The following is a 12,190-nucleotide window of genomic DNA, read 5'->3' on the forward strand; positions in this document are numbered from 1 at the left end:
GGTTGCAATGAAAACATGCCCGCGCTGTGAATCGAAAAAAGGAGAAACCGTCAGCCAATCGCCGGTCAAAGGCGCTTGGGAAATATACCAATGCCAAACCTGCTTTTTCACATGGAGATCCTGTGAACCGGAAAGCATCACGAATCCGGCGGCATTCAACCCGGCATTTAAAATTGATCCGAAAGAAACGGAGACGGCCGCACATGTTCCCGCTGTCCCGGAAAGAAAAGCGTAATGCTGACGGAGCACTTGCCGGAGGCGCTTTACAGACTTTTAGACGGGACGGAGCTTGAAAAAAAGCAGCACGACGCGTTTGTGCTGCAATCTGTGACAAAAGAAGGCCGTCCGCACGCGGCTATGATCAGCGCCGGTGAAATCGTGGCCGTGAGCAGCACAAATCTCCGGCTCGCCTTATGGAAAAACACGACGACCGTAAAAAGCCTGCTGCATTCGGGACAAGCTCTTTTCATCGCCTGGCACGGAGGAGCCGCATATTACGTCACATTGGAATGTGAGGCGCTTCCGCCGCTGAAAGAGGCAAAACACGAGCGGGAACGGTTCAGCTGCCGCGTGATCACCGTCAAGGAAGATCGGGCGAAATACGCGGATCTGACATCCGGACCGGCCATCCAGCTCGACGAACCGGAAGATGTCTTGAAGAGATGGAGAGAAACACTTGAGGAGTTAAAACGATAGACGCATAAAAAAAGCCTGCGGACGATTCCGCAGGCTTTTCTTTTATTGTACGCCTTTCATCGCCCGTTTAATAACGGGAGACAGAAGAATCAAAATAATACCAAGAATGATCGAAATAAGACCGATTGAGCCGAAGTAGGCCGCTTCAGAAATCTTATCAAACAAACCGACTACTTTTGCGTTCAGGGCTTGACCGCAGGCGTTTGTTAAAAACCACATGCTCATCGTCTGCGCTGAGAAAGCGGCAGGCGCAAGTTTCGTTGTGACGGATAAACCGACCGGTGAAAGGCAAAGCTCACCAAGCACAACCAAAAGGAAGCTGAGCACAAGCCAAAGCGGGCTCACAAGCTCGCCGCTTCCGCCCATAACCGGAAGCACCATGACTAAAAATGATAATCCGGCAAGGATAATGCCGATCGCGAATTTAATCGGTGTTGAAGGCTGGCGTTTGCCGAGCTTCATCCAGATCCACGCGAACACCGGCGCGAAAATAACGATGAATAACGGGTTCAGAGACTGGAACCATGAAGACTCAAGATGCATGCCCGCAAAGGAAAGTCTCGTGCGCTGATCCGCATATAAAGCAAGAATCGTCGCGCCCTGCTCCTGAATCGCCCAGAACATTGCCGCTGCAATAAACAGCGGAACATAAGCCGCAAGCCGTGATTTTTCCGTTTTCGTCGCTTTTTTGCTTGTGAACATCACGATAAAGTAAATAACCGGAATGACAATGCCGAGGATACTGACGGTGTCAATCACACGCTGGATCGTCAGCCAGCCGGTTTGAATCAGAACAATAATAACGGCTGCTGCGATGACCACTCCGATTCCCGTGCCGATCACTGATGATTTAGAAATCGGATTCGGTACATTGGAGCCTGCTTTGCCGAGGTATTTCTTTCTCGTAAGAGCGAAAACAATCAGTCCGAGGAACATACCGGCCGCGGCGCATCCGAAGCCTAAGTGGTAGTTGTACTTCTGTCCGAGTGTTCCGACAATTAGCGGCGCAAGCAATCCGCCGAGGTTGATCCCCATGTAAAAGATGCTGAAACCTGAGTCGCGGCGCTCGTCTTCCTTCGTATATAAATCTCCGACAACGCTGGATACGTTTGGTTTAAGCAGGCCGGTTCCGATAATGATCAGAGCCATGCTGGTAAAAAACGCCGCCGTGCTGCCAGGGAAGGCAAGAGCGATGTGCCCGAACATAATTAAAATTCCGCCGTAAAATACGGTGTTTGCCGTGCCGAATACCCGGTCGGCCAGCCATCCGCCGATGACGCTCGACATGTATACGAGAGACCCGTATATGGACATGATGGCAACTGCGGTCGTTTTATCAAAGCCGAGACCGCCATGAGCGACTTCCGTGTATAAATAGTAAAGCAATATGGCTCTCATACCATAGTAGGAGAAACGCTCCCAAAATTCGGTGAAAAACAGTGTAAACAAGCCGCGGGGATGACCGAAAAAGCCTCTTTGCGGCACAGTTTCTGTTATAGAGTCCTTATCAATAGATGCCACCTGAGCCAACCCTTTCTTAAAAAAGTGTATTACAAAAATCATATTCTTATATAATACTTGTGTCAATATAATTTATACTGAATTCAAAAAATTCCAGAATGAAAAGATATTAAAACGTTGAATATAGACGAATCTTCCTAATTCCAATGACTTATTTTGTTATATTATCTGACGAAACTATCTTTATAAACTTTTTTAATAAAATTTAAAGTATGTACAGGCGGAGCGGGATAGAGCGGAATAAGATGACAATAAGAGAGGAAGGAGGAGATTATTACTTGCCGAATCGTATATTGGATATTACGGATTGCGGTGTGGCGGCAGACGGAAAAACCGACGTGACGGTCGCCATCAATCAATGCTTGGCCAGGGCCGTAAGCGAAGGCTGTCATACGGTGTTTTTTCCGCCCGGAACGTATAAAATCAACGGCACGCTTGGCGGGGACAGAAGCCAGCCGTTTCGGAACGCCGGGATTAACGTGCCGAGCCATCTCACCATCGTTTTAGATCCGGAATGCACGATTAAAGTGGCGCCGAACAGCTCCTGGGGCTACTCGGCTTTCTATATAGGCAGGCGTGAAAATGTCACCATCACCGGCGGCCGGATCATCGGGGAACGGGATGAACACACGTATACCAATGTCCCTTTGCGGTCGACCCATGAATGGGGGTTTGGAATCTGTATTGAAGGCAGCAGCAATGTGCTGATCGAAAATGTGAAGATTTCGGATTTTACGGGAGACGGCATAATTGTCAGCCCGCTCGGGTTAAAAACAAACAGTGATTACGAAACTTCAGAACAGGTGACCATCCGCCGCTGTGAGATCAGGCAGTCAAGGCGGAACAACATTTCAATCACCGGCTGCAATACCGTTACGGTGGAAGAATGCGTGATTGAAGACGCCGGGCAAGGGAACGGAACGGCTCCGAAATTCGGAATCGATATTGAATCGTACGGAGAACGCGATATTGATTATGAGGAAGCTCTTCATATTACGGTCCGCAACAACTTCTTTTCCGGAAACGCCGCAAGCTCAGTCACCAATTTTAACGGATATAATGTGTTAATTGAAGGAAATCATTCCGATAACACAATCAGCTACGGGTATGGGGCACATACCGTCATTTCGGGGAATGTCTTCTTTCGGTCAGACGGCGGCTCAAGAACCGCAGTCGCCGGACAAGGTGTGTCACAAGGACAGGACAGCAGCAATGCCGTCATTTCCAACAATCTGATTACCGGGTTTTCCACCGGAATAGATGTAAGGGGAAAAAGCGTCCTCGTCACCCACAACAAAATCAATCAATTTGAAAATACGGGCATCTCCGTCTATCAGGCAGAAGATGTGACCGTTGACGGCAATGTCATTGAAAATGGACGTTCCGAAACGAGACGAAGCACGGGGATGCGGGCGACGCTGTCGGAAAACGCCGTCTTTACGAATAACACTCTGAATCAGGTGACAGACGGAATCAGCATGTCGGCCGGCAATATCACCGTAAAACAAAATGTGCTGACATCGTTCAGCCGGGGCATATGGGTCACAGGCGGAAATGCCGTTATTGAAGGAAATACGCTCATTCCGAATGCGTATCAGGGCGCCGCGGAGTCCTATGCCGTATCTGTGACAAATGACGCCAGGGCTGTCATCAAAGGCAATCTCTTTAAGAACTATAAAAACTATCCCGTATTCAGTTCAACATCCTCGGGAACCTCTGTCATCAGCAATCGCTTTGAATCATCACCGCTTATCGTTACCGTGTATCTGAACTCAGGCACGCATGAAGTCATAGACAATACGCTCACGATCAACCGAACGGCGGGCAGCCCGATCGGCATCTATCTGAACGGAGCCTCCAATTCCCTCGTGTCGGGCAATACCATCAACAACCTTTCCGCCGCTTCTGCTTCCGCCATCCAAACCAATTCCTCCGCAAGCACCAAAATCATCGGCAACCGCATTATCAAAGGCGTCATTGTGAAACACACGACAGATACGGAAAGCGGAAATATCGTCATCTGAAAACAATCTGCGCCGGAAAAATAAAAAGAACACATGAACTCCGAGAGAAGGAGGGATGTGTTCTTTTTTGACACAATACAGCCGTGCGCCTGTCAGGCATCTTTTTTACCTGATTTATATAAAGCGATCATTTCTCTGATTAAAAAGAGGACGAATAAAAACAGCATCAGCCATTCTGAGAAGGTGGTCAATTTAAAAGCGGACAGGTTGTTTTGGACCGCTCCATAGAAACTGAAACCTTGCAGCATATCCATCGCGAGTGAAATCACCAGCAAGGCGGCCAGCAAAAAAAATGAAACTCCCAATATTTTCATGAGCAACACTCTCCCTTTTTATCCTTTTCGATTACGCAAAACTTATACAGACTTTCCGCCGTGCATAATCTTTTGCCGTACAGGAAGAATATGAAAAAAACGAGGAAAGGTTTTTTGCGATATGCCGCCATTTTTCAAGCAGAAGAAACAAAAAAAAGCCGATCAAAACGACCGTGACAATGAAGACAGAAAAGAAGCGGACAGCCAGCCGTACAAAGAGCGGGATGAGCTGATCTCCCTCAGCTTAAAAGAAAATATGAAGAAGCTGTCTGAGAGATTCGGCAACAGTGCCGATGTCGTCATCCGCCGGCTGAAAATCGGAAAAGAAGAGCTTCCGGCCGCAATTGTGTATATCGCCGGTTTGGTAGACGAACAGCTTGTCAGCCAATCCCTTCTGGAGGATTTAATCGACATCCCGTCCGTTCAGCCGGAACAAGCGGTCTGCCTGATATACGATAAAACGCTTGCGATCGGCGGGGTGAAAGAGGAAGAGAAGTGGAAAAGTCTTTATGCCGGGCTGGTGGCGGGCAGCACGCTTATTTTTGTCGACGGGGCTGACAAGGCGCTGATCGCCAGCACGGAAGGGGGAGAGCATCGGTCCATTCAAGAGCCGAGCACTCAGGTCTCTTTCCGCGGCCCGCGGCAGGGATTCACTGAATCTCTGCAAACCAATATTTCCATGATCCGCAGGTATGTAAAAACGCCTGATGTATGGGTTGAAAAAATGGAGATCGGACACGAAACGAATACGGATGTCGCGCTGATGTATATTAACGGAATTTGCGATAAAAAGCTGATTAAGGAAGTCCGCAAACGGCTGAAGCACATTGACATCGACAGCATTTTGGAATCCGGCTACATTGAACAGCTCATTGAAGACGCGCCGTTTTCCGTGTTTCCCACCGTATATCATACGGAGCGGCCGGACGTTGTGGCGGGGAATCTGCTGGAAGGACGATTTGCGATTATCGTGGACGGAACGCCGTTCGTTCTCCTCGCGCCGGCCTTATTTATTCAATTTTTTCAATCGGTTGAGGATTATTATTCACGATTTGATATCGCCACCAGCATCAGGGTGCTGCGGGTTTTGATCTTCTTCATTTCACTGGTGGCGCCGGGGATTTATGTGGCGGCGACGACCTTTCACCAGGAAATGATTCCGACGCAGCTGCTGATTGTCATCGCGGCCCAGCGGGAGACGGTGCCGTTCCCGGCCGTGATTGAAGCGCTGACGATGGAAGTGGCCTTTGAGATTCTCAGGGAGGCGGGTGTCCGGCTTCCGAGAGTTGTCGGCTCCGCCGTTTCCATAGTCGGAGCGCTTGTCATCGGCCAGGCCGCCGTGCAGGCCGGCATTGTTTCCCCGGCCATGGTTATCGTCGTCGCCCTGACGGCGATTGCTAGCTTTGCGACCCCGGCTTTTGACATGGCGATATCTGCGCGGCTGATCCGGTTTCTCTTTATTCTGTCGGCGGCGGTCATGGGATTTTACGGGCTGATTCTGGGCATTATCATGATGTTTGTCCATCTGTGCGGCCTGCGTTCATTCGGATTTCCGTATATGTCCCCGCTCGCTCCTTTAACCCCGGGCGGACTGAAGGATTCCCTCCTCCGCGCCCCTTTATGGGCGGATGAAAAAAGGCCGGGACTGCTCGTACAGGAAAACAACAGGCGCCAAGGGGAACATCAAAGACCGAAACCGGAGACATCCAGAGGAATGGTTAATAAAGATGTAGAAGAGGGCGACGGTAATGAAAAGACGTAAATGGATGCTTATCCTTTGTACGATGGTTTCCCTTATGTTTGTATCCGGATGCTGGGATAAAAGGGAGCTGACCGATTTAGCGGTGATCTCCGCTATCGGTATTGACCGGACCGAAACGGGAAAGTACGTCCTTCACTTTCAAATTATCAATCCGGGAAACGTGGCCGGCGGTCTGCAGGGCGGCGGAGCGGGAGACCGGCCTCCGGTTTCCGTCTATTCGGTGTCCGGAGACAATTTGACGGAAGCTTTGAGAAAAGGCTCGATGAAAGTGTCCAGAAGGCTCTATTTTGCGCATACGAATCTCGTGGTGTTCAGTGAAAAACTGGCGAAAGAGGAAGGGCTCAGTTTTATTCTGGACAATCTTGACCGCGACACCGAATTCAGGACGACCGCAACCGTTGTGATCGCGCATAATTCCAAGGCGGAAGACATTATTAAAGTGCTGACGCCGATTGATAAAATCCCTTCCAATAAAGTGAACAAGACGCTCAGCTTCACGCAGGAACAATACGGCAGAGTCATTAAAACCAGCCTTCAGGACGTTCTGATTGATCTCGCTTCTCCGACCGGGTCGCCGTTTATTCCTGGTTATGAAATGCACGGAGACGATAAAGCCGGTCCTACGATGGAAAATACGCAGACAACTGAACCGAAAGCAGTGCTGTCAGCGGACGGACTGGCGGTGTTCAAAAAGGATGGGAGGCTGGATTACTGGATTGAGGATGACGACAGTGTGGGAGCTGTATGGCTGCTCAATAGGATCAAGCATACGTTCATCAATGCGGATTGGAAGAACGTGAAGCATGCAATCAGTCTGCAGGTCACCCGCCAGAATACAAAGGTGACGGCCACTTTTCCGAACGGAAAACCGCATATTCACGTGCATGCTCAGGTCGAGGGGCTGGTGGACGCTGTCAGATACCCTTTCCATCTGTCTGATCCGCAAGTGCTGATGACGCTGCAAAAGGCGCTCAGCGTACAGCTTGAGAAAGATATCACCAAATCGATTGAAGATATAAAAGCCCATAAGAATGACTTCGTCGGCTTCGGAGACCTGATCTATCGGAAGCATCCGGACAAATGGAAAAAGTTCAAAGGGAAGTGGGATGAAGAATATTTCCCCAATCTCCCCGTAGATGTCAAAACGGAAGTCATTATCAGAAGAACGGGCTTGCGGAATAATCCTCTCTCAGACAAGCTTGAGCATGATTGATTTGAGGAGAAAGGAGCGAAGCGTATGGAAAATGCGAAAATCGGCACGCGTCAGCTGTTTATTATGATCATTTTGTTTGAATTGGGCAGTTCGTTATTGATCCCGCCGGGAACGATGGCCGGGCGGGATGCGTGGCTGTCCGTGCTTCTCGGGTGCGTTACCGGTCTCGGACTTTTCTACGTTTATCAGGCGCTGTATCAATTTTTTCCTGAGTCTTCTCCGAGAGATTACATGAACGAACTGATCGGCAGACATCTGAGCTGGGCGGTCTCCCTTCTTTATATTCTCTATTTTGCTTATATCGCGGCCCGCGTATTGCGGGATTTTGGCGAAATGCTTGTCACCTTCGCCTACCAGGACACGCCAATTTTAATTGTGAATGCCATGCTGATGATCGCCGCGATATTTGCGGTTAGAAAGGGAATTGAAGTGATAGCGAGAGCCGGCGAGCTGCTGTTTGGCATTATGTATTTCCTGACAGCCGTCGGGCTGATCCTCATTATCAGCTCAGGCACGATAAACCTCAGATTTCTCCAGCCCGTTTTAGCGGAGGGTCTAGGAACGGTCATTTATTCCGTGTTTAAACAGACGATGTTCATCCCGTTCGGTGAATTAATCGTGTTTGTCATGATTTTCCCTTATTTAAAAGATCGGAAAAAGGTGAAGAAAACCGGATTTCTGGCGATTATCATCAGCGGCCTGTTTTTGGCAATGTCAGTGGCGATTAATATTTGTGTGCTGGACGTCAACTTAATGCTCCGCTCTCAATTTCCGCTGCTGAGCACCATACAGACAATTAAAGTCGAAGAGTTTTTAGACCGGCTAGATGTCTTTTTCATGCTCGTGCTCGTCATCGGCGGTTTTTTCAAAGTCAGCCTTTTTACATATGCGGTTGTCGTGGGCGTGTCCACGCTGTTTAAAGAAAAAAATCCGTCCCAGCTGGCCTTCCCGGTCGGATTGGGGGTGCTGATTCTCTCCATCAGCATCGCAAGCAATTTTTCGGAACACATGAATGAAGGCTTAAACATTGTGCCGATCTATATTCATCTTCCGTTTCAAGTGCTGTTCCCCGTTTTGCTGCTTATCATTGCCGTTATTAAGAAAAAGGTCAAAGGGACCGTCTATACAGTTTCGAAGAAATAACCCGGCCGGTGCGCCGGGTTTTTTTAAAAATCATGATTTTTGTCTTAATGCATTGACAAACTTGCCTGACAATTGTACATTTTGATTTATTCTTATAAAATTACTAGGAAATATAGGTTTAGTCGTGTTAATATTTTCCGAACCGTATTTCAGAATAGAAGGAGATCCATCATGACAAAGAAAAAAGAAATCAAACTCGGTGTGTTTCTCGCGGGCACCGGCCATCATGTCGCTTCTTGGAGACATCCTCAGGCACCGGCGGACGCGAGCATGAATTTGGATTATTTCAAAGAACTGGCGAAAACGGCTGAGCGGGGGAAATTGGACATGCTGTTTTTGGCGGACAGTTTATCAATAGACGGCAAATCACATCCGAATGTGCTGACGCGCTTTGAGCCGTTTACGCTGCTGTCGGCGCTCGCTCAGGTCACATCCCGCATCGGTCTGACGGCGACCGCATCGACCACATACAGCGAACCGTTCCATATCGCGAGACAATTTGCATCGCTTGATCATCTTTCCAACGGCCGCGCGGGCTGGAATGTCGTCACATCTTCGATTGAATCGACCGCGCTTAATTTCAGCGGCGAAAAGCATCTTGAGCACCATCTCAGATATCAGCGCGCGGAAGAATTCGTTGAAGTCGTCAAAGGATTATGGGATTCGTGGGAGGAAGACGCCTTTATCCGTGACAAAGAATCAGGAGCATTTTTCGATAAAGACAAAATGCATGAATTGAACCATAAAGGAACATATTTCTCCGTGAGAGGGCCGTTAAATGTCGCCCGCACACCTCAAGGGCGCCCGGTCATTATTCAGGCCGGATCATCAGGAGACGGAAAAGCGCTGGCAGCCAAAACGGCGGAGGTCATTTTCACCGCGCAAAATCATTTGGAGTCCGCGCAGGAATTCTATCAATCTATTAAAGAACAAGCGGCTTCTTTCGGCCGTGATCCTGAAAAAATCGCGATCATGCCGGGAATTTTTCCCGTTATTGCCGATACCGAAGAAGAAGCGCAGGCAAAATATGAAGAGCTCCAAGACCTCATCATTCCGTCTGTCGGCCTGAACATTCTGCAAAACTATCTGGGCGGCGTCGACCTTTCCGCCTGCCCGCTTGACGGCCCGCTGCCTGAATTGGATGCGGATGCGTCGAATGCCGTTAAAAGCCGGTTCAAGCTCGTTCAGGAGATGGCCAAACGCGATAACATGACCATTCGCGAGCTGTACAAATATGTGGCGGGTTCAAGAGGCCATCATATCTTTGTCGGAACGCCAGAACAGCTTGCCGATAAAATGGAAGAATGGGTCGGAAAACAAGCTTGTGACGGTTTCAACATCATGCCGCCGCTTTTGCCTGAAGGTCTCACTCTTTTTGTAGACAAAGTGATTCCGATTTTACAAGAACGGGGCGTGTTCAGAAAAGAGTATGAAGGAACGACGCTCAGAGAACATTTCGGACTGGAAAAACCGGCAAACCGATATGCCGACTAAAGGAGGGCTCATCATGTCAAGACAATACCGGCTCGCAACGGAGGCAGACGCTGATGAGCTGCTTTCACTGACACTGCGCGCGTATGAACCGATCCGCAAGCTCGGCATCAACTTTGCCGCAGCAACGGCGGATAAGGAGCTCGTTTTAAATAACATACAAAAAAACGCCTGTTACGTTTTGGAAGAAGACGGACGGATTCTGGCGACGATTTCTCTGCGGATGCCGTGGGGGCCGAATCCCGGGCCGTACGGTGTCCCTCATATTTGGTGGTTCGCCGTCGATCCTGAAACCGGAAAAAAAGGGACAGGCTCGGACATGCTGGAGTGGCTGGAGAATACAGTGCTCCGCGATACATTAAAAGCGCCTTTCGTGTCACTGGGCACAGCGGACAAGCATCCATGGCTGATCGGCATGTACGAGCGGAAAGGCTACGTCCGTGCAGGCGAAAAGGATTTAGGAAAAGGGCACATCACCATTTATTTAAAAAAACAATTGCAGGATTAACATTTTAATAGGAAAAGGCGGGATTTCAATGAAGAAGAAAACATGGGCTTTGCTGCTGTCTGCCGCGCTTTTGGCGGTCTTAACAGCATGCGGAAACGGAAAAGAAAGCGAAGGCGGCGATAACGTACTGCATGTAGGCGCCACCGGACAAAGCTATCCGTTCGCATATAAAGAAAACGGCAAGCTGACCGGCTTTGACGTGGATGTCATGGAAGCCGTCGCGAAAAAAATCAACATGAAACTGGACTGGAAGCTGCTTGAATTCAGCGGTCTGATGGGAGAGCTCCAGACCGGCAAACTCGATACCATCTCTAACCAGGTCGCTGTCACGGACGAACGCAAGAAAACGTATAACTTCACAGAACCGTATTCGTATGCGGGCACTCAAATCGTCGTCAAAAACGATAACAAAGACATCAAATCAGTCAACGATCTAAAAGGAAAAACAGTGGCGGCCGTTCTGGGCTCAAACCACGCGAAAAACCTTGAGAGCAAGGACCCGGATAAAAAAATCAACATTAAAACATATGAAACACAAGAAGGTACGCTGAAAGACGTGGCTTACGGACGGGTTGACGCTTATGTGAACAGCCGCAGCGTCCTGATCGCCCAGATCAAAAAGACAGGTCTGCCTCTGAAATTAGCAGGAGACCCGATTGTCTATGAAAAAGTCGCTTTCCCGTTTGCGAAAGATGCGGCTCACGATAAAATCCGCAAAAAAGTAAACAAAGCCATTGAAGACCTGCGAAAAGACGGCACGCTGAAAAAGCTGTCTGAAAAGTATTTTAAAGAAGACATCACAACGGAAGCAAAGCATTAAGAAACGGCGGTGAAAATCGAGAATGAACAGCATTGATTGGGGATTTATGTTTTCAGCTTTTCCCGCGTTAATCGAAGCCTTGCCGATCACATTACTAATGGCCGTCGCGGCTATGGTATTTGCCGTGATCGGCGGCCTTATATTAGCGCTTATCACAAAAAATCGTGTTCCTGTGCTTCACCAGCTGTCAAAGGTGTATATTTCATTTTTCCGGGGCGTGCCGACGCTCGTGCAGCTTTTCTTAATTTATTACGGCCTGCCCCAGCTCTTTCCCGGAATGAGCAAGATGACGGCGTTAACTGCGGCGATTATCGGGTTAAGCCTGAAGAATGCCGCCTACTTGGCTGAAATCTTCCGCGCGGCGCTCAACTCAGTCGATGAGGGGCAGCTTGAAGCCTGTCTGTCTGTCGGAATGACAAAATCCCAGGCGTACAGACGGATCATTTTCCCGCAAGCCGTCAGAAACGCGCTTCCCGCGACAGGAAATACGTTTATCGGCCTGTTAAAAGAAACATCGCTCGCCTTTACATTAGGAGTGATGGAAATGTTCGCCCAAGGAAAAATGTACGCATCAGGCAACCTCAAATATTTTGAGACGTATTTAGCCGTCGCGGTCATGTACTGGATTCTTACGATTATTTACAGTGTGCTGCAGGATCTGCTCGAACGGGCGATCAGCAAGCCTTATCGCACATAGG

General features: G+C 49.0%; 12 protein-coding genes. 10 read left to right on the forward strand and 2 right to left on the reverse strand.

Features of this window, described 5'->3' with window-relative positions; genetic code table 11:
- Positions 1-7: 7 nt before the first annotated feature.
- Entirely contained in the window at positions 8-235 is a 228-nt protein-coding gene (locus tag MY7_RS00910) for a non-oxidative hydroxyarylic acid decarboxylases subunit D (protein ID WP_007410250.1), read from the forward strand.
- The gene (locus tag MY7_RS00915; RefSeq protein WP_007609360.1) at positions 235-696 is read left to right on the forward strand and encodes a hypothetical protein; all 462 of its coding nucleotides are present in this window, start codon (positions 235-237) and stop codon (positions 694-696) included. Before MY7_RS00910 ends, MY7_RS00915 begins: the two co-directional genes overlap by 1 nt.
- Positions 697-738: 42 nt before the next feature.
- On the opposite strand, the gene MY7_RS00920 is transcribed toward MY7_RS00915, so the two are convergent.
- A complete protein-coding gene (locus tag MY7_RS00920; RefSeq protein ID WP_029326232.1) occupies positions 739-2,217 on the reverse strand; it encodes a peptide MFS transporter in 1,479 nt (492 codons plus the stop codon).
- Positions 2,218-2,495: 278 nt separating this feature from the next.
- Here MY7_RS00920 and MY7_RS00925 point away from each other — a divergent pair, with 278 nt between their 5' ends.
- Positions 2,496-4,241, forward strand: a complete 1,746-nt coding sequence (locus MY7_RS00925; RefSeq protein WP_029326231.1) for a right-handed parallel beta-helix repeat-containing protein — start codon at positions 2,496-2,498, stop codon at positions 4,239-4,241.
- A 92-nt stretch (positions 4,242-4,333) separates the two neighbouring features.
- On the opposite strand, the gene MY7_RS00930 is transcribed toward MY7_RS00925, so the two are convergent.
- Complete coding sequence (locus MY7_RS00930) at positions 4,334-4,555, reverse strand: hypothetical protein (RefSeq protein ID WP_007609365.1); 222 nt, start codon at positions 4,553-4,555, stop codon at positions 4,334-4,336.
- Between the two features lie 121 nt (positions 4,556-4,676).
- Between MY7_RS00930 and gerKA the strand changes: the two genes are divergently transcribed.
- From gerKA to MY7_RS00965, 7 genes are all read left to right on the forward strand, one after another.
- A complete protein-coding gene (gene gerKA / locus MY7_RS00935) occupies positions 4,677-6,317 on the forward strand; it encodes a spore germination protein GerKA (RefSeq protein ID WP_007609367.1) in 1,641 nt (546 codons plus the stop codon).
- Positions 6,304-7,530, forward strand: coding sequence for a Ger(x)C family spore germination protein (locus MY7_RS00940; protein WP_007609371.1), 1,227 nt, complete (start codon positions 6,304-6,306; stop codon positions 7,528-7,530). The genes gerKA and MY7_RS00940 overlap by 14 nt, the downstream gene beginning before the upstream one ends.
- A 24-nt stretch (positions 7,531-7,554) precedes the next feature.
- Complete coding sequence (locus tag MY7_RS00945; protein ID WP_007609373.1) at positions 7,555-8,673, forward strand: GerAB/ArcD/ProY family transporter; 1,119 nt, start codon at positions 7,555-7,557, stop codon at positions 8,671-8,673.
- A 168-nt stretch (positions 8,674-8,841) separates the two neighbouring features.
- Positions 8,842-10,167, forward strand: a complete 1,326-nt coding sequence (locus MY7_RS00950; protein ID WP_029326230.1) for an LLM class flavin-dependent oxidoreductase — start codon at positions 8,842-8,844, stop codon at positions 10,165-10,167.
- A gap of 13 nt (positions 10,168-10,180) precedes the next feature.
- On the forward strand, positions 10,181-10,672 hold the full coding sequence (locus tag MY7_RS00955; protein ID WP_003156352.1) for a GNAT family N-acetyltransferase: 492 nt from the start codon (positions 10,181-10,183) through the stop codon (positions 10,670-10,672).
- 28 nt (positions 10,673-10,700) lie between these two features.
- The gene (locus MY7_RS00960; protein WP_007609375.1) at positions 10,701-11,492 is read left to right on the forward strand and encodes an amino acid ABC transporter substrate-binding protein; all 792 of its coding nucleotides are present in this window, start codon (positions 10,701-10,703) and stop codon (positions 11,490-11,492) included.
- A 22-nt stretch (positions 11,493-11,514) separates the two neighbouring features.
- Positions 11,515-12,189 carry an amino acid ABC transporter permease gene (locus MY7_RS00965; protein ID WP_007410261.1) on the forward strand — a complete coding sequence of 225 codons (675 nt, stop codon included), beginning with the start codon at positions 11,515-11,517 and terminating at the stop codon, positions 12,187-12,189.
- Position 12,190: the final 1 nt, after the last annotated feature.

Source organism: Bacillus sp. 5B6, assembly GCF_000259405.1.
GTDB classification, from domain to species: Bacteria; Bacillota; Bacilli; order Bacillales; family Bacillaceae; genus Bacillus; species Bacillus velezensis.